Annotated in this window: 18 protein-coding genes and 1 tRNA gene; 10 read left to right on the plus strand and 9 right to left on the minus strand. The window is 67.0% G+C overall.

Annotated features, from left to right (window positions below):
• Positions 1-9: 9 nt before the first annotated feature.
• Positions 10-630, plus strand: a complete 621-nt coding sequence (locus MWN33_RS16015; RefSeq protein WP_247202035.1) for an ABC-type transport auxiliary lipoprotein family protein — start codon at positions 10-12, stop codon at positions 628-630.
• 124 nt (positions 631-754) lie between these two features.
• Here the strand turns inward: MWN33_RS16015 and MWN33_RS16020 are convergent, their stop codons facing one another.
• The 3 genes from MWN33_RS16020 to groES all read right to left on the minus strand — a co-directional run bounded on the left by MWN33_RS16020 (position 755) and on the right by groES (position 4,089).
• Positions 755-1,552, minus strand: a complete 798-nt coding sequence (locus tag MWN33_RS16020; RefSeq protein WP_247202036.1) for an outer membrane protein — start codon at positions 1,550-1,552, stop codon at positions 755-757.
• Between the two features lie 520 nt (positions 1,553-2,072).
• Entirely contained in the window at positions 2,073-3,704 is a 1,632-nt protein-coding gene (gene groL, locus MWN33_RS16025; protein ID WP_247202037.1) for a chaperonin GroEL, read from the minus strand.
• 70 nt (positions 3,705-3,774) lie between these two features.
• Positions 3,775-4,089: a co-chaperone GroES gene (gene groES / locus MWN33_RS16030; RefSeq protein ID WP_247202038.1), complete on the minus strand. Its 315-nt coding sequence runs from the start codon at positions 4,087-4,089 to the stop codon at positions 3,775-3,777.
• Between the two features lie 305 nt (positions 4,090-4,394).
• Between groES and MWN33_RS16035 the strand changes: the two genes are divergently transcribed.
• The 3 genes from MWN33_RS16035 (at position 4,395) to MWN33_RS16045 (ending at position 6,925) form a co-directional block, all read left to right on the plus strand.
• Entirely contained in the window at positions 4,395-4,721 is a 327-nt protein-coding gene (locus tag MWN33_RS16035; protein WP_247202039.1) for an usg protein, read from the plus strand.
• A gap of 146 nt (positions 4,722-4,867) precedes the next feature.
• Positions 4,868-5,470, plus strand: coding sequence for an exopolysaccharide biosynthesis protein (locus tag MWN33_RS16040; protein ID WP_247202040.1), 603 nt, complete (start codon positions 4,868-4,870; stop codon positions 5,468-5,470).
• 102 nt (positions 5,471-5,572) lie between these two features.
• Positions 5,573-6,925 (plus strand): DUF2235 domain-containing protein, encoded by a 1,353-nt coding sequence (locus MWN33_RS16045; RefSeq protein ID WP_247202041.1) that lies wholly within the window; start codon positions 5,573-5,575, stop codon positions 6,923-6,925.
• 43 nt (positions 6,926-6,968) lie between these two features.
• Here the strand turns inward: MWN33_RS16045 and MWN33_RS16050 are convergent, their stop codons facing one another.
• The 6 genes from MWN33_RS16050 to MWN33_RS16075 all read right to left on the minus strand — a co-directional run bounded on the left by MWN33_RS16050 (position 6,969) and on the right by MWN33_RS16075 (position 12,929).
• Entirely contained in the window at positions 6,969-7,715 is a 747-nt protein-coding gene (locus MWN33_RS16050) for an SDR family oxidoreductase (RefSeq protein WP_247202042.1), read from the minus strand.
• A gap of 354 nt (positions 7,716-8,069) precedes the next feature.
• Complete coding sequence (locus tag MWN33_RS16055; protein ID WP_247202043.1) at positions 8,070-8,816, minus strand: proteasome-type protease; 747 nt, start codon at positions 8,814-8,816, stop codon at positions 8,070-8,072.
• A gap of 114 nt (positions 8,817-8,930) precedes the next feature.
• Positions 8,931-9,767 carry a transglutaminase family protein gene (locus MWN33_RS16060; RefSeq protein ID WP_247202044.1) on the minus strand — a complete coding sequence of 279 codons (837 nt, stop codon included), beginning with the start codon at positions 9,765-9,767 and terminating at the stop codon, positions 8,931-8,933.
• Positions 9,768-9,781: 14 nt separating this feature from the next.
• The gene (locus MWN33_RS16065) at positions 9,782-10,726 is read right to left on the minus strand and encodes an alpha-E domain-containing protein (protein WP_247202045.1); all 945 of its coding nucleotides are present in this window, start codon (positions 10,724-10,726) and stop codon (positions 9,782-9,784) included.
• Between the two features lie 12 nt (positions 10,727-10,738).
• Positions 10,739-11,362 (minus strand): LysE family translocator, encoded by a 624-nt coding sequence (locus MWN33_RS16070; RefSeq protein ID WP_247202046.1) that lies wholly within the window; start codon positions 11,360-11,362, stop codon positions 10,739-10,741.
• A gap of 145 nt (positions 11,363-11,507) precedes the next feature.
• On the minus strand, positions 11,508-12,929 hold the full coding sequence (locus MWN33_RS16075; RefSeq protein ID WP_247202047.1) for a circularly permuted type 2 ATP-grasp protein: 1,422 nt from the start codon (positions 12,927-12,929) through the stop codon (positions 11,508-11,510).
• Between the two features lie 203 nt (positions 12,930-13,132).
• Here MWN33_RS16075 and MWN33_RS16080 point away from each other — a divergent pair, with 203 nt between their 5' ends.
• The 6 genes from MWN33_RS16080 to MWN33_RS16105 all read left to right on the plus strand — a co-directional run bounded on the left by MWN33_RS16080 (position 13,133) and on the right by MWN33_RS16105 (position 17,279).
• Positions 13,133-13,876, plus strand: a complete 744-nt coding sequence (locus tag MWN33_RS16080) for a competence/damage-inducible protein A (protein WP_247202048.1) — start codon at positions 13,133-13,135, stop codon at positions 13,874-13,876.
• A 120-nt stretch (positions 13,877-13,996) separates the two neighbouring features.
• Entirely contained in the window at positions 13,997-14,503 is a 507-nt protein-coding gene (gene gpt, locus MWN33_RS16085; RefSeq protein WP_247202049.1) for a xanthine phosphoribosyltransferase, read from the plus strand.
• Positions 14,504-14,512: 9 nt separating this feature from the next.
• Positions 14,513-14,911 (plus strand): hypothetical protein, encoded by a 399-nt coding sequence (locus MWN33_RS16090; RefSeq protein WP_247202050.1) that lies wholly within the window; start codon positions 14,513-14,515, stop codon positions 14,909-14,911.
• A 78-nt stretch (positions 14,912-14,989) separates the two neighbouring features.
• On the plus strand, positions 14,990-15,400 hold the full coding sequence (locus MWN33_RS16095; protein ID WP_247202051.1) for a DoxX family protein: 411 nt from the start codon (positions 14,990-14,992) through the stop codon (positions 15,398-15,400).
• A gap of 27 nt (positions 15,401-15,427) precedes the next feature.
• The gene (locus tag MWN33_RS16100) at positions 15,428-17,122 is read left to right on the plus strand and encodes a formate--tetrahydrofolate ligase (protein ID WP_247202052.1); all 1,695 of its coding nucleotides are present in this window, start codon (positions 15,428-15,430) and stop codon (positions 17,120-17,122) included.
• 70 nt (positions 17,123-17,192) lie between these two features.
• Positions 17,193-17,279 (plus strand) — tRNA-Leu (locus tag MWN33_RS16105).
• Positions 17,280-17,342: the final 63 nt, after the last annotated feature.

A 17,342-nucleotide genomic window follows, 5' to 3' on the forward strand; every position in this document is an offset into this window, starting at 1 on the left:
AGCGCAGGCGTGACGTTCAGCAAGACCTACCGCAGGCTGGCCGGCCGCGCGGGCGTGATGGCTCTTGCCCTTGCGCTCGGTGGCTGCGGCTCCCTCCTGTCCGGCGGCGACAAGTCGGTGCCGACCTTCGACCTGAGCGCGCCGGCGGATTTCAACGCGCCGCGCCGCGGCTCGGGGCTGATCGTCATCGGCCCGCCGACCGCGCTGCAGGTGCTGGACACCGCGCGCATCGTGGTGGAGCCGGCACCCGGGCAGATCACCTATCTCGACAATGCGCAGTGGAGCGACCGGCTGCCGGCGCTGTTCCAGGCGCGGCTGATCGAAGCCTTCGAGAACGGCAACCGCGCGCGTTCGGTCGGGCGCGCCGGCGACGGGCTGAGCCCGGACTACATCCTGCTGTCGGACCTGCGCGCCTTCGGCATCCGCGCCTTCGACGGCGACCCGCGCGCAGTGGTCGAGGTGTCGGTGAAGATCGTCGGCAACAGCTCCGGCCGCATCGTGGCGGCGGAGGTGTTCTCGGCCAGCGTGCCCGCCTCCTCCACCAGCGGGCCGCAGGCCACGCAGGCGCTCGACGCCGCCTCGGACGAAGTGTTCGTGAAGATCGTGCGCTGGGCCTCCGCCCGCTTCTGACCCCGCAGCTACGTAAGCTTCGGCGCGCGGCGGGGCGCGCGCCTCCCCTGAAATGCGAAAGCCCGGCGCGAGCCGGGCTTTGCTGCTTCTGGCGGCCGCCGCGCGGGCGGCGGGAGCTGCGCGATCAGAACTTGTAGCTGATCGCCGCGCGCACGACGTTGGTCGTCAGATCGGCTTCGGACGTGATGTAGCTGCCCGGCGTGCCGGCGAGATAGGTCGTGACGTCGCTCTTGCCGAGATCGACATAGAGATACTCGGCGCGCAGGATCCAGTTGTCGGTCAGCGCGTATTCGAGACCGCCGCCGACGGTCCAGCCGGTGCCGATGGTGGTGTCCGAGCCGCTCGTGGTGGTGAACGGGTCGGGAATGCCGCCGTCGAGGCCCGAGACCGAGGCGCTGGTCTTGACCTGGCCGTAGGCGAAGCCACCGGTGCCGTAGACCAGCAGGCGGTCGAAGGCGTAGCCGAGGCGGGCGCGCACGGTGCCGAACCATTCGAGATCGGCCTTGGCCTGATAATAGGGGCCAGAGGTGGTGGCGTAGAAGTCGAGCGAATCCTCCGCGCCGGTCCACTGGAAGTCGGCCTCGACGCCGACCACCCAGTTATTCTCGAACTGGTAATTGTAGCCAAGCTGGCCACCGGCGATCCAGCCGTCCAGGCCGCCGAACTTCACGTCGTTGCCGGCGTAGAAGCCGGGCTCCGGCGTGTAGACGCCGCCGGTGCTGTCGTAGAACAGCACGTCGGTCGCCTTGGACTCGCCCCAGCTGTAGCCGGCGTTGCCGCCCAGGTAGAAGCCGGTCCAGGAGAAGGGCGGGATCACCGCGATGGCGGCGGCGGGAGCCTTGGTGGGGTAGGGCAGGTCGGCGGCATAAGCGCCGGTGCTGGCGAGCAGGGCAGCGGCGCCGAGAAGCAGGGTGCGGTTCATGGGAGGCCTCCTCAATAGGTGCGTAAGGCACCCTATGACACTGAACTCACCAAATAGTTCGGTTGATCCGTACCGAGTCGTTTCCCGCACTCACTGTGTTCCGTATGCAACGATTGGGTGACATGAGGTATTATGTGGTTCATCGAGGGTATTGGGCTCCCTGATCTGCGCCCCTTCTAGCCGTTGCTTCCCGCGTGACGCAGCGACCGCTCACCAATGCGTGATCGCAGGAGCATTAAAAAGGGCGCGGCTCACGCCGCGCCCTCGGATGCTGTCCGCCCGCCGAAAGCCGGCAGGTGCCAACTCTGGCAGGCGGTGTCGGAAGCGTCGCGCTTCCTCAGAAGTCCATGCCGCCGCCCGATGAAGTCGGCTTGCACCGACTTCATGTATTTGCGTGGTGCCGGGCGGCGTTGGGAGCGTCCGGCTTCCTCAGAAGTCCATGCCGCCGCCCGCTGAAGTCGGCAGTTGCCGACTTCAGCCTCTGCGTGACGCCGGGCGGCGTTGGGAGCGTCCGGCTTCCTCAGAAGTCCATGCCGCCGCCCGGCATGGCCGGGGCGGCAGGGGCGGCCTTCTTCGGCAGCTCGGCGATCATCGCCTCGGTGGTGATCAGCAGCGAGGCGACCGAGGCCGCGTTCTGCAGCGAGGAGCGCAGAACCTTGGCCGGGTCGATGACACCCGCCTTGAACATGTCCACATACTCGCCCGACTGCGCGTTGAAGCCGAACGAATAGGTGTCCTTCTCAAGGATCTTGCCGACGATCAGCGAACCGTCCTCGCCGGCATTGGCGGCGATCTGACGGGCCGGGGCCTGGATGGCGCGGCGCACGATGTCGACACCGGTCTTCTGGTCGGCATTGGCGACCTGGATGCCTTCCAGCGCCTTGATCGAACGCAGCAGGGCGACGCCGCCGCCCGGCAGGATGCCTTCCTCGACCGCCGCGCGGGTGGCGTGCAGCGCGTCGTCCACGCGGTCCTTCTTTTCCTTCACCTCGACCTCGGTCGCGCCGCCGACGCGGATCACCGCGACGCCGCCGGCGAGCTTGGCCAGGCGCTCCTGCAGCTTCTCGCGATCGTAGTCCGAGGTGGTCTCCTCGATCTGCGCCTTGATCTGGGCGATGCGGCCCTCGATGTCGGTCTTGGAGCCCACGCCGTCGACGATGGTGGTGTTCTCCTTCTCGATCACCACCTTCTTGGCGCGGCCGAGCATGTTGAGCGTCACCGAGTCGAGCTTGATGCCGAGATCGTCCGAGATCGCGGTGCCGCCGGTCAGGATCGCGATGTCCTGCAGCATGGCCTTGCGGCGATCACCGAAGCCGGGGGCCTTCACCGCCGCGACCTTGAGGCCGCCGCGCAGCTTGTTGACGACGAGGGTGGCCAGAGCCTCGCCCTCGATGTCCTCGGCGATGATGAGCAGCGGCTTGGAGGTCTGCACCACCGCCTCGAGAACCGGAAGCAGCTCCTGCAGGCCGGAGAGCTTCTTCTCGTGGATGAGGATGTAGGGGTCCTCGAACTCGACCCGCATCTTCTCGGCATTGGTGATGAAGTAGGGGGAGAGGTAGCCGCGGTCGAACTGCATGCCCTCGACGACGTCGAGCTCGGTCTCGGCGGTCTTGGCTTCCTCGATGGTGATCACGCCCTCATTGCCGACCTTCTGCATCGCCTCGGCGAGGAACTTGCCGATCTCGGCGTCGCCATTGGCGGAGATGGTGCCGACCTGGGCGATCTCGGCGTTGGAAGTGACCTTCTTGGCGTTCTTCTTGATGTCGGCGACGATCGCCTCGACGGCGAGGTCGATGCCGCGCTTGAGGTCCATCGGGTTGATGCCGGCGGCGACCGACTTGGCGCCTTCCTTCACGATGGCCTGGGCGAGGACGGTGGCGGTGGTGGTGCCGTCGCCGGCGAGGTCGTTGGTCTTCGAGGCCACTTCGCGCACCATTTGCGCGCCCATGTTCTCGAACTTGTCCTCGAGCTCGATCTCCTTGGCGACGGTGACGCCGTCCTTGGTGATGCGGGGAGCGCCGAAGCTCTTCTCGATCACGACGTTGCGGCCCTTGGGACCGAGCGTGACCTTCACCGCGTTGGCGAGGATGTCGACGCCGCGCAGCATCTTGTCGCGCGCGTCGGTCGAAAACTTAACTTCCTTGGCAGACATGTCTCTCTCTCCGGTGGAGCGGCCGCCGATGAGGCGGCCTTAAGTCAGGCATTGCGGAAGGAGGCGGCGCTCACGCGGCCTTCTTGGCGGAGGCGGTGTCTTCCAGCACGCCGAGGAGGTCGGACTCCTTCATGATGAGGTAGTCGACGCCGTCGATCTTGACCTCGGTGCCCGACCACTTGCCGAACAGCACCTTGTCGCCGGCCTTCACGTCGAGCGGCACCAGCTTGCCGGCCTCGTCGCGCGCGCCCGGACCGGCCGCGACGACTTCGCCCTGCGAGGGCTTTTCCTTGGCGGTGTCGGGAATGATGATGCCGCCCGCGGTCTTCTCTTCCGCTTCGAGACGCTTGACCACGACCCGGTCATGCAGGGGACGGAACTTCATCGGTTCTCTCCAGATTCCTGAACGATCGTTTGATCCGGCCAGCCACCGGAACGCGTCGCCTGTCTGCCACGCGTCCGCTGCACTGCCGCGGCACATCTAGGCGGCGTGGAAAAGCCGCGCAAGGTGCGAACCGGAAAAAATTGGCAGTCATCAAAGGAGAGTGCCAACGGGCGGCGACACAGGCTGTCAGCACTCCGTCGTACATGCTGCTAGTGCATTGAAAGTCAACATGAAATGAATTTTTCGGCCTTGCCGCGCGCCGCGCCCTTCCTACAATCGGATTCGTCCACGAAAGGAGGTTGCGCATGGCAGGTCACCCGTCGTCGAACCCCGGCATATCGGGCGAGGCCCAGCCCGCCCGCGAGGCATCCGAGGATTTCCGCCGCCAGCTTGCGGGCTATGGCCTTACCACGGCCCAGATCCTCTACCGGCTGCCGGACCATCCGGCGATCCTGCAGAGCTATCTGTGGCAGTGCTACGATCTGTGCCCGCATTTCCCCGAGCTCAACCGTTTCCTCGATTTCTGGAAGCGCGAGCTGGAAGGGCCGCTGCACTCGGTGCGCGTCGCCCATGCCCGGCTGATCGGGCCGGCGGAACTGCGGGCGGTCGGCGGGCTCTACATGCTGAACTGACGGCCGGGACACGGTGCCATTGCCGGGCACGCCGGCAAGCTATGCCGAACGATGCCCTCTTCTTGACGCGAGTGACGTGCTATGAGGGCGCGGATCGGGGGTGCCTCGCGGCCTCCCGGCGACTGTCAGGCATTGGTCAAGGCCCCGTGGATCACCGTTCGCCCCGCACATCGGAGCTTCTCTCCGCCATCGTCACCGCCCATTCGGCGGAGCGTATCGGCGTCGGCGAGATCGTGCATGCGCTGCGCAACCGCGCCTTCGGCCTGTCCATCCTGCTACTGGGCCTGCCGAACTGCCTGCCCATGCCGCCGGGCCTGCCGGTGATCTGCGGAATATTGCTCTGCCTCGTCGGCGTGCAGATGCTGATGGGCCGCGACGAGCTCTGGCTGCCGCGCTGGCTCGCCAGCCGCACTGTCTCGCGCGCGCTGATCGAGAAGATCATCAACGGTTCGCTGAAATGGATCCGCCGCTTCGAGGGCTATTCGCGCCCGCGGCTGCCCTATTTCTCCTCGCCGTCGGCGCGCTTCGTGCTGGGCGGCATGGTGCTGGTGCTCGGGCTGCTGCTGCTGCTGCCGATCCCGATCTTCGGCAACCTGCCGCCGGGCATCGCGGTGGTGATCCTCGGCCTCGGCCTCGTCGAGCGGGACGGCGTGTTCATCTTCGCCGGCGTGGTCGCGACGCTTCTGAGCGTCGGCGTGATGGGCCTTTTGAGCTGGATGCTGTTCCAGGGCGCCGTCGCCTATATCTGACACCCCAGTGTATCGGCGGCAGCGTTAAATAACGCGAAGTTGCATTTCTTGGGATGCAACCTAAGGTAATTTCTCCATCCATCGACATGCGGGGGGCGTGGCATGAATGCGGGGGATTCGCCGAAGCCGGCCTCGGGGCCGGAGACGCCACGGCCGCGCCGGCGCCTGATCCTGTGTCTCGACGGCACGTGGAACACGGCGGACGGGGAGACGATCACGAGCATCGTCCGCCTGCGGGACATCATTGCGCCTGGACGGGTGGAACCGGAGGGCGGGGAGCCTGTCGAGCAGCATATTTACTACGACGAGGGCGTGGGAACGGGCGGCTGCTTCCGGAAACTGGTCGACGGGGCGACAGGCCGTGGCCTGAGCCGCAATATACGGCAGGCCTATCGCTATCTCGCCGGAAACTACCGGGAGGGCGACCAGATCGTCATCTTCGGCTTCTCGCGCGGCGCTTTCACCGCCCGCAGCCTTGCAGGCTATATCGGCGCCAGCGGCCTGCTGCGTCCCGAGCACTGCACCGCAGAGAATGAGCGGCGCGCCTGGGACCATTATCGCACGCCGCCGAAGGACCGCTTTCCCGCCGAAAGCCGGGGGCTGGCGGCGCTCTGCTTTCCGCCGGTGAGGATTTCCGTGCTCGGCGTGTTCGACACGGTCGGCTCCCTCGGCATTCCGGGCGTCCTGCGCAGCCTGTCGACGCGGCGCTTCCGTTTCCACGACGCGACGCTCGGCCAGAACGTGGAGATCGCCCTTCACGCGCTCGCGGCCGACGAGAAGCGGCACAGCTTCGGCCCGGCCCTGTGGCAGTTGCCGCAGCACAAGGCCTATGGCGTGGTCGAGCAGGTCTGGTTCCCCGGCGTGCACTCCGATGTCGGCGGCGGCTACGCGGAAGACGGCATCGGCCGCGTGGTTCTCGACTGGATGCTGAAACGTATCCACGCGCTGGGCAAGGCGCAGCAAATCGACGTGGCGCTGCGGCCCGAAGCCAGGCATCTGCGTGAAAGCACGCCGACCGATCAGGAGGCTGCGATCCACGAATCGCGCACGCCGATCTTCTTCCTGGACCGGCTGATGCCGAGTGTGCGCGTCATCGCCCAGCAGCGGCCGCAGCAGCGGGGGCGGGAGCGCATGAACAGCCTGCCACGCCATGCACGCCCGATCGGCGAGTATCTCCACATGACCTTGCTGATGAGGCTCTTCGATGCGAAGGGGCGGCCGACATTGCCGAACGCCTTTGCGCCGCTTGAGCGGATCGCGGCGGGTGCCGATGCCCCGATCGGCTTCGTGGACCTCGACGGGCGTCCCTATGAATGGGGTCGCAACCCCGACACGGGGGACCGGATGACGTTCTACCAGTTGCTGCCGGCGGAACTGCACGAGCCGCTCGACGCCTTTCTGGCCGGGCGCTGGAAGCGCAACCTTGTCGAGCCCGACCCGCGGACGCCTTTCTAGCCTGGGGGCCGACCGGCGGGTCGACCCTTCGACCCATTCGCCCTCAGCCGCGCCCGACGAAGGGGGCGGCGGTGGCCATGATGGTCATGGTCAGCACGTTGGCGTCGAGCGGCAGGCTGGCCATGTAGGCGACGGCGCGGCCGGCATGGGCGGGATCGAAGGTCGGCTCGACCATGATCTGGCCGTTCGCCTGCAGGATACCGGTCTTCATCTTCGCCGCCATGTCGGTGTCGGCATTGCCGATGTCGATCTGCCCGCAGGCGATGTTGTGGGCGCGCCCTTCCAGCGCCACCTGCTTGGTGAGACCGCTTACCGCGTGCTTGGTCGCGGTATAGGAGCCGGTCAGCGGACGGGGAGCGTGCGCCGAGATCGAGCCGTTATTGATGATGCGCCCGCCCTTGGGGTCCTGCGCCTTCATCAGGCGGATGGCCGCCTGAGTGCACAGGAAGACGCCCGTCAGGTTGACGTTCACCACGCGCTGCCAGTCCTCCAGCGGAATGTCCTCGATGGGCGTCGCCGGCGACCAGCCGCCGGCATTGTTGAACAGCACGTCGAGCCGGCCGAAACGCGCGGCCACTCCCTCGAACAGGGCAGCGACCGAGGCGGCGTCGGCGACGTCCGAGGTCACGACGTGGCCCTTGCCGTCCATGGCGGCGGCGACCGCTTCCAGCGGCTCGGCGCGGCGGCCGGTGAGCACGACGGTGAAGCCGGCCTCGCCGAGGGCGAGGGCGGCGGCCTTGCCGATGCCGGTGCCGGCGCCGGTGACGAGGGCGATGCGAGTGGCGTTCATTCTGGTTCCTCCCAAGGCCGGCGAAGATGAACGAGACCCGCAGGGGGGACAAGATCGCCGGGCATTGGCGCGTTGCGGTACGGTACGGGACTTGTTTTTCCGATGGCCGTAGGCAGCCAAGGAACCCGGAGATCGCTGCCGCGTTATCAAGCCAGCAGTCAAGTGAATCTACGGGAGGTGTAGGATCATGCCCGCTATTCTGATGTGGCTTATCGGTATTCCGATTCCGATCATCATTCTTTTGTACCTGCTCACCTGACGGTGACAGTACATCGCCCGCAGTGATGGGCGTTCCTTGCAAGAGAAAAGCCGGTCACAGGGGATGTGACCGGCTTTTTTCGTAATCGTTGCCGCTCAGCGCGCGCCGCCATAGGGCGGACGGGGAATGGAGTTATGCGCGGCACGCAGGGCGGCCGACCAGCGTTCGCGCAGATCGTGGAAATAGGGCTCGCCGGGCTCGATGCGGTAGTTCAGTTCGGATTCGCTGGCGTCGCGGCGGGTGACAAGGATGTCGATCGGCATGCCGACGCCGAGATTGGAGCGCATGGTCGAATCCATCGAGATCAGCCCGGACTTGAGGGCGTCGTAGAGGTCCATGTCGTAGCTGATGGAGCGGTCCAGCACCGGCTTGCCGTATTTGTGCTCGCCGATCTGCAGGAAGGGAGTGTCGTTGGTGCACTCGATGAAGTTGCCGGCGGCGTAGATCATGAACAGCCGCAGCCGGCCGCCGTTCACGCGTCCGCCGAACAGGAACGACACGTCGAAGCGGATATCCGCCTCCTTCAGCCCGGCGCCGTAGAGGTCGTGCACGTGGCGCACCGCCGCGCCGACAAGCTGCGTGGCGCGGAACATCGAGGTGCAGGTGGAGAGCGTTTCCTTCCTGCCGGTCTCGGGGTTCTCCAGCCCCTCCTGCAGGGTCGAGATGACGGCCTGCGAGATGGAAAGGTTGCCGGCCGTCGACAGCGCCAGCACATGGCGGCCTGGCTCCTCGAAGACGTGGAGCTTGCGGAAGGTCGACACGTTGTCGAGCCCGGCATTGGTCCGGGTGTCGGCAATCATGACGAGGCCGTCACGCACCAAGATACCACAGCAATAGGTCATGAAAGGCGCTTTCCCTGCTCCGCCCGCGCGCTGTCCGGCTGCGCTGATCCGGCGGCTATTCCCCACGCCCTTATAGCGGGGCGCTTTCCCGACGGGCAACCCGAGGCTGCCCGGCTAACCCTGAATCTGGCGGCTCGACTGGTCGACCTTGAGGGCGACGGTGAGATTCTCGTCGCCGCCGCCATAGCGGTTGCCGCGCACCGGCGCGGCGCCGAGATAATCGAGCCCGACGGCGACGCGCACATAGGCGTCGGTCGGGCATTGCCGGTTGGCGGCGTCGAAGCCGACCCAGCCGAGCCCTTCGATATGCGCCTCGGCCCAGGCATGGCCCGCTTGATGGCCGGCGCGCATCTCCACCTCGGCGCCGTCACCCACGAGATAGCCGCTGACATAGCGGGCCGGGATGCCGGCATGGCGGGCGCAGGCGGCAAAAATGTGCGCGAAATCCTGGCATACGCCGCGCTTGAGCCTGAACGCCTCGATGGCGGTGGTGGAGGCGTGGGTCGGGTCGGGATCGAAGGCCATCGCGTCGGCAATGGCGTCCATCAGCCCGTGCAGCCGGGTGATGCGGTCGCCTTCGCCGGCGCTCGCCGTCTCCGCAAAGGCCGCCAGCTCGGCATCGAGCGCAGTCAGCTCGGAGCCGCGCAGGAACAGCGAGGGCGGAAAGCGCTCGGAAATGCCGCGGATGACGCCGGCGGTGTCCTGCGTCTCGATCTCGCCCTCGACCAGCACGCGCAGCTCGGTGATCGGCCCCTCGACGGCGAAGGTGTGGGTGAGGTTGCCGAAGGCGTCCTCATGGGCGCGCAGCCGGCTGCCTTCCGACACGTCGATGCGCCAGGAAACGACGTACTGGCCGTCATGGTTGCGCGGCGTCAGGCGCAGGGTCTGGATCGCGCCATTGGCGGGCGGATCGTAGGTGTAGGTGGTGGCGTGGTTCACATGGATACGCATGACGCGGTGCCGGGTCAGAGCAGGTACTGTTCGGTAACGGTGGAGCCGAGGCGGTTGTTCTCGAAGACGAAGGAATCGATGAACTCGTGCAGGCCGGTGACGAAGATGTCGTCCATCCGGCTGTTGCCCAGCTTGGTGAGGGTGGAGCGGGCGATGCGCTGGGAGCCGCCCTGCCGCCCGTAATAGGCGGCGATGTCGTCGAGATAACGCGTGATGTTCTGGTAGCAGCTCGTCAGCGAGCGCGGCATCTGCGCGTTGAGGATGAGCAGGTCCGCCACCAGCCAGGGCTTCACACTCTCGCGGTAGACCCAGTGGAACGAAGTGAGCGCGGAGACCGAGCGCAGAATCGAGGCCCACTGGAAATAGTCGAGCGGTCCGCCGACATGCTCGGATTCGGGCAGCAGCACGTGGTACTTCACGTCGAGGATGCGCGCGGTGTTGTCGGCGCGCTCGACATACATGCCCACGCGCGAGAACCAGAAGGCGTCGTTGCGCAGCATGGTGCGGTAGGCGGCACCGTCGAAGCGCAGCGAGGTCTCCTTCACGAAGGAGAGGAAGCGGGCCAGCTCCTCGCGCGTCATATTCTTGGTGGAATAGCGCTTCAGCTCCAGCCAGGCCGAGTTGATGGTCTCCCACATCTCGATGGTGAGCGCCGTGCGCACCGAGCGGGCATTGGTGCGGGCGATCTCGAAGCAGTTGCGGATGGAGGAGGGGTTCTCCGGCGCGAAGGCGAGGAAGTTGATGACGTTCTGCTCGTTGGCGTCCTCGCCATGGACCTGCTTGAACAGGTCGGCGCAGCCGGCGGTGAGCAGGGCCGAGCGCCACTCATTGGTCGAACCGCCATAGGCGGCGGGAAGCTGGGCGAGGCGCTGGGTGACGTCGAGGATGCGGGCGAGGCAATCCGCCCGCTCCATGTAGCGGGACAGCCAGTAGAGATTGTCGGCAGTACGAGAGAGCATGGGACCCGCGTTCTATTTGGCGTTGCGCCAGGCGAGCGTTGCCACGCCCGCCGCGATCAGGAGTGAGCCGCCGATCCGGTTGATGGCGGAAACGAGCCGCGTGCTGCGCACCGCGCCGCGCAGGCGGCCGGCGAGCAGCGCGTAGCCGAAGGCATTGGCGGCGGCCAGCACGAGGAAGGTGGTCTCGAAGACGACCATCTGGGCGAGGAGGCCGCGCGCGGGATCGAGGAACTGCGGCAGGAAGGCCATGAAGAAGGTGAGGCTCTTCGGGTTCAGCGCCGTCACCAGCCAGGCATGCGCCATCATGTGCAGCGGCGAGCCGGCCGCCCGCGCCTCGCCGAGGCTCGCTTGGCCGCCCGCCCGCCAGAGCTTGATGCCGAGCCAGATGAGGTAGCCGGCGCCGATCCATTTGAGCACGGTGAACAGGGTGGCCGAGGTAGCGAGCAACGCGCCGAGGCCGAGCATGGAAAGCGTCATCGCTGTGAAGTCGCCGAGCGCCACGCCGAGCGCGACCGGCAGCGCCACCTTGCGTCCCTGACCGAGCGCATAGGAGACGACGAGCAGGATGGTCGGTCCGGGTATCACCAGCAGGACCGCCGAGGCGGCGACGAAGGCCAGCCATGTCTCTATCGGCATCTGTCTATGCGCTCCCACCCTGCGTCATCCCGGCCGCCGCGAAGCGTCGAGCCGGGATCGCTCACCAATTCCGCAGACGATCCCGGATCGGCCTGTGGCCGTCCGGGATGACGATCAGATTGTCTGAATCCGATCCGCTCGCTCCTCAGCTCTCCTCCAGCACCCAGGTGTCCTTGGTCCCGCCGCCCTGGCTCGAATTCACCACCAGCGAGCCTGCTTCCAGCGCCACGCGGGTCAGCCCGCCCGGCACGATGCGCACCTTGTCCGAGCCGGTAAGCACGAAGGGGCGCAGGTCGACATGGCGCGGCGCGATGCCTTCCTCGACGAAGGTCGGGCAGGTCGACAGCGCCAGCGTCGGCTGGGCGATGAAGTTGTTCGGGTCCTGCTTCAGCTTGGCACGGAACAGCTCGATCTGCGCCTTGTCGGCGCGCGGGCCGATCAGCATGCCGTAGCCGCCGGAGCCGTGCACTTCCTTCACCACCAGCTCGCTCAGGTGGTCGAGCACGTATTTCAGGTGGTCGGCCTCGCGGCAGCGCCAGGTCGGCACGTTCTTCAGCAGCGGCTCCTCGCCGAGATAGAAGCGGATGATGTCCGGCATGTAGCTGTAGACCGCCTTGTCGTCGGCGACGCCGGTGCCGACCGCGTTGGTCAGCGTGACGTTGCCCGCATTATAGGCGCTCATCAGCCCCGGTACGCCGAGCGCGCTGTCAGGCCGGAAGGCGAGGGGGTCGAGGAAATCGTCATCGAGGCGGCGATAGATCACATCGACCCGGCGCGGCCCCTCGGTGGTGCGCATGTAGACGACGTCGTTGCGTACGAAGAGGTCGCGGCCCTCCACCAGCTCCACGCCCAGCTTGTCGGCGAGGAAGGAGTGCTCGTAATAGGCCGAATTGTAGATGCCGGGGGTGAGCACCACCACCGCCGGATCGCTGCTGGCGCTGTGCGGGGCCACCGATTTGAGGGTGGCGAGCAACTCGTCGGTGTAGTTCTCGACCGGCGCGACGCGGTTGTCGGCGAACAGCTCCGGGAAGAGCCGCATCATGATCTCGCGGTTCTCCAGCATGTAGGAGACGCCGGAGGGCGTGCGGGCATTGTCTTCCAGAACGTAGAAGGTGTCGGCGTCGACGCGCACCACGTCGATGCCGGCGATGTGCACATAGAGGTCGTGCGGCACCTTCTGGCCGTTCATCTCCGGCCGGAAGGCCGGGTTCTGGTAGACGAGATCCTCCGGCACGACGCCGGCCTTCAGGATCTCGCGCCGCGAGTAGATGTCCTTGAGATAGAGGTTCAGCGCCTTGGTGCGCTGCTCCAGCCCGCGCGACATGCGGCGCCATTCGGTGCCGGTGAGGATGCGCGGGATGATGTCGAAGGGGATCAGCCGTTCCTGCGCATCGCTGTCGCCATAGACGGCGAAGGTGATGCCGATGCGCCGGAATATGAACTCCGCTTCCTTGCGACGATAGTCCAGCACGTCGGGCGGAACGTTGCTCAACCAGCGTGAAAGGGCGGCATAGGCGGGGCGGATCGAACCGTCCCCATTGGTCATTTCGTCGAAGGCGACGCTCATTGGTGTAAATCTACTCCCCAACTTCCCCAAGTTAGCTACAAAGCCCGTGCCAGCGGAAGGGGAGGAACAATCCGCATGGCGATATTCGGCGTATTGGGGGTGGTTTGCCCATTTGGCAGGCGCGCTGCCCTTGCTTGCGGCGGGCGCTGCGCTGAATTGCGGCGGGTAACAGGGGAGCCGGCGCGGCCGGGAGGGAGAATCGGATGACGAGCGCGGCAGAGCCGGTGACGGCGGCGATCCTGGTGATCGGCGATGAGATACTTTCGGGGCGGACCAAGGACCGCAACATCGGCTACATCGCCGAATATCTCACGGCGATCGGCGTCGACGTGCGCGAGGTGCGGGTGGTGTCCGACGTGGAGGAGGAGATCGTCGCGGCGGTGAACGCGCTGCGCGCCCGCAACACCTATCTCTTCACCACCGGCGGCATCGGGCCGACCCATGACGACATCACCGCCGACAGCGTGGCGAAGGCGTTCGGCGTTTCCATCGACGTCGACCCGCGCGCCCGTGCGATGTTGCTCGAATACATCAAGCCGGAAGACCTCAACGAGGCGCGGCTGCGCATGGCGCGCATCCCGGCCGGCGCCGAGCTGGTGCCCAATCCGGTGTCGAAGGCGCCGGGCTTCTGGATCGGCAACGTCATCGTCATGGCCGGCGTGCCGGCGATCATGCAGGCGATGCTCGACCAGGTGGCGCCGAAGTTGAAGACCGGGCGCGTCATGCTGTCGGAGAGCGTGCGCGCGGATGCCCGCGAGGGCGATGTGGGCGGCCCGCTCGCCGCGCTGGCCAAGGCGCATCCCGGCGTCACCATCGGCTCCTATCCCTTCGCCGACGAGAGCGGGCGCCCGAACACCAATCTCGTCGTGCGCTCGCGCGAGGCGGGGCTGCTCGACGCCGCCGTCGCCGATGTGAAGGCCATGCTGGCCGGGCTGCCGCGCCGCTAGCATCGCGCCAGAAGGCGGGGATTTCCCCGGCGCAGCACTGGAGAAGGCGGCGCGCTCCCGCTAATGATCTCGGCGAAGGCCCGCGCGGAAGCCGCGCGCGGGCGATCCGGGATGTGCGTGATGACCGACGACCGCCAGAACAAGGCCTTTCCGGTCTCCTGGGACCAGTTCCACCGCGATGCGCGCGCGCTGACATGGCGGCTCGCCGGGTCCGGCCCGTTTGTCGGCATTGTCTGCATCACCCGTGGCGGCCTCGTGCCGGCGGCCGTCGTCGCCCGCGAGCTCGGCCTGCGCATGATCGAGACGGTGTGCATCGCCAGCTATCACGACTACACCAAGCAGGGTGAGATGGAGGTGCTCAAGCCCATCGCCGAGACGGTGCTGGCGGCGGCGGGCGAGGGCGGCCAGGGTCTCCTGGTGATCGACGATCTGGTGGATACCGGCAAGACGGCCCGGCTGGTGCGCGAGATGCTGCCGCAGGCGCATTTCGCCACGCTGTACGCCAAGCCGCTTGGCCGGCCGCTGGTGGACACCTTCATCACCGAGGTGAGCCAGGATACCTGGATTTATTTCCCGTGGGACATGGGGCTGACCTTCCAGCCGCCGATCCGCGACGGGGTGGCGTGAGGAACGGACATGGCTGGCGGTTACGACGACCGGGAAGAAGTCTCCGACGAGGCCTATGAGGAGGCGTTCGAGACGCATCGCACGGCGCTTTACGACCTTCTCGTCGCCTATGCGGACGAGCACGAGCTGAGCGACGGCTTTCTCGCCCTGCTCGCCTCCGATATCGGCCTGTCGCTGCGCATGATCGCCTATGCCTCCGAGACGGAGAAGCCGTCAATCGGCGGCTTGCGGCTCGATCTCGACCGCTTCGCCCGCGAGCTCGGCGAAAGCGTGCGCGACGCCAAGAAGCACGCCGCCGAATTCATCGCCGAGGCGAGGGCCGCCCGCGAGGAAGAGGAAGCGGAAGACGACGAGGACGACGAGGACGGCGACACCGGGAACGGCGAGCCGGGCGACCGGCGCTCCTGAGCGGCCGGCTGTGTGACGTCAGTGCGCCCGGCGCGCGGGTGACGCCCACGAGCGCGCGGCCTTCAAGGAACCTTACCGATGACCCCCAGCTTCATCTCCGCCATTCTGCGCTCGCCGGCCACGGCCTTCCTCGCGCGGCTCCTGCTCGTCTTCATGTTCCTCGGCAGCGCCATCGACAAGATGACCAACTTCGCCGGCGCGCAGGCCGAGATGGCCCATTTCGGCCTGAACCCGCCCTGGCTGTTCGCGCTGGCGACGATCCTCACCCAGCTTGTCGGCTCGGTGCTCATCCTCGCCAACCGCGCGACCTGGCTCGGCGCGGGGGCGCTTGCCGTCTTCACGCTTCTGACCATTCCGATCGCGCATCATTTCTGGACCATGGAAGGTCCGATGGCGCTGATCGAATTCTATTTCACCGTCGAACATCTCTCGGTGATCGGCGGAATGATCCTCGTCGCCATCCTCGCCGAGCGCACGCGCGCGGCCTGACGGCGATACGTCGAGACGGGAGGTCTCATGAGCAGCGTGGCACGTACCATCGACCCCGGCAGCGACGCGGCCATCGCCGCCTCGGTGACGCCGCGCCCCATCGCGGAGGTGGCGGCGAAGCTCGGCGTGCCGGATGCCTCGCTGTTCCGCTACGGCCACGACAAGGCGAAGATCGCGCTCGACTTCGCCCGCCGCGCCGAAGCGAAGGCTGACGGCAAGCTCATCCTCGTCACCGCCATCAACCCGACCCCCGCCGGCGAGGGTAAGACGACGACCACCATCGGCCTCGGCGACGCGCTGGCGCGCGCCGGCAAGAAGGTCGCCATCGCCCTGCGCGAGCCGAGCCTCGGCCCGGTGTTCGGCTCCAAGGGCGGCGCGACGGGCGGCGGCCATTCGCAGATCATCCCCATGCAGGACATCAACCTGCATTTCACCGGCGACTTCCACGCCATCAGCGCGGCGCACAACCTGCTCGCCGCGGCCATCGACAACCACATTTACTGGGGCAACGCGCTCGACATCGACGTGCGGCGCATCAACTGGCGGCGCGTCGTCGACCTCAACGACCGCGCGCTGCGCAGCGTCATCGTCGGGCTCGGCGGCCCCGGCAACGGCTTCCCGCGCGAGGACGGCTTCGACATCACCGTCGCCAGCGAGGTGATGGCGATCTTCTGCCTCGCCCGTTCGCTGGAGGACCTGGAAGAGCGGCTCGGCCGCATGGTGGTGGCGCAGAACCGCGCCCGCCAGCCGATCACCGCCGGCCAGCTCAAGGTCACGGGCGCGATGACCGCGCTGCTGCGCGACGCCTTCCAGCCCAACATCGTGCAGACGCTGGAGGGAACGCCCGCTGTGGTGCATGGCGGGCCCTTCGCCAACATCGCCCATGGCTGCAACTCGGTGATCGCCACCCGTGCCGCGCTCGGCCTTGCCGACTATGTGGTGACGGAAGCCGGCTTCGGCGCCGACCTCGGCGCGGAGAAGTTCCTCGACATCAAGTGCCGGCAGGCGGGGCTGGCGCCCTCCGCCGTCGTCATCGTCGCCACGGTGCGCGCGCTCAAGATGCATGGCGGTGTGGCGCAGAAGGACCTAGGGCCGGAGAATGTCGCGGCGGTTTCCGCCGGCACGGGGAACCTCGTGCGACACATCGAGAACATGAAGGCCTTCGGCCTGCCGGCGGTGGTGGCGATCAACCGCTTCACCAGCGACACGCCGGGCGAGATCGAGGCCATCAAGCAGGCCTGCGCGGCGGTGGGCGCCAGCGTGCATCTGTGCTCGCACTGGGCCGATGGCTCGGCCGGCGCGGTGGACCTCGCCGCCGAGGTGGTGGAGCTTGCCGCCGGGCCCTCCGCCTTCAGGCCGATCTATGAGAGCGGCCTGCCGCTGCTGCAGAAGATCGAGACCATCGCCCGGCGCATCTACCGCGCCGGTGCCGTCGCCATCGAGGCGGGCGCGCTGAAGAAGCTCGCCGAGTTCGAGGCGATGGGCCATGGCGAGCTGCCGATCTGCATGGCCAAGACGCAGTACAGCTTCACCGCCGACCCCACCCGTCGCGGCGCGCCGGAGGGCTTCACCCTGCCGGTCCGCGAAGTGCGCCTCTCGGCCGGGGCGAGCTTCGTGGTGGCGCTGTGCGGCGACGTGATGACCATGCCGGGCCTGCCCTCGCACCCGGCGGCGGAGGACATCTTCGTCGACGAGACCGGCTTCATCGGCGGGGTGTTCTGAGCGGGGCCGCAGCGTTACCTGTGCGATGGCGGGGGACGGATGGCGGCATTAGGGTAAGGGAACCAACTCTGCGGACGTGGCGAAACTGGTAAACGCAAGGCACTTAAAATGCCTCGTCTTCAATGGCTTACGGGTTCGACCCCCGTCGTCCGCACCATTTGGCTCAAGTGACGTCGAGAAGCAGAACGTCGTCGATACCGCTCAAGCATCGCTTCGCAGC

The sequence above is a fragment of the Ancylobacter koreensis genome (assembly GCF_023016525.1).
Taxonomy (GTDB): domain Bacteria; phylum Pseudomonadota; class Alphaproteobacteria; order Rhizobiales; family Xanthobacteraceae; genus Ancylobacter; species Ancylobacter koreensis.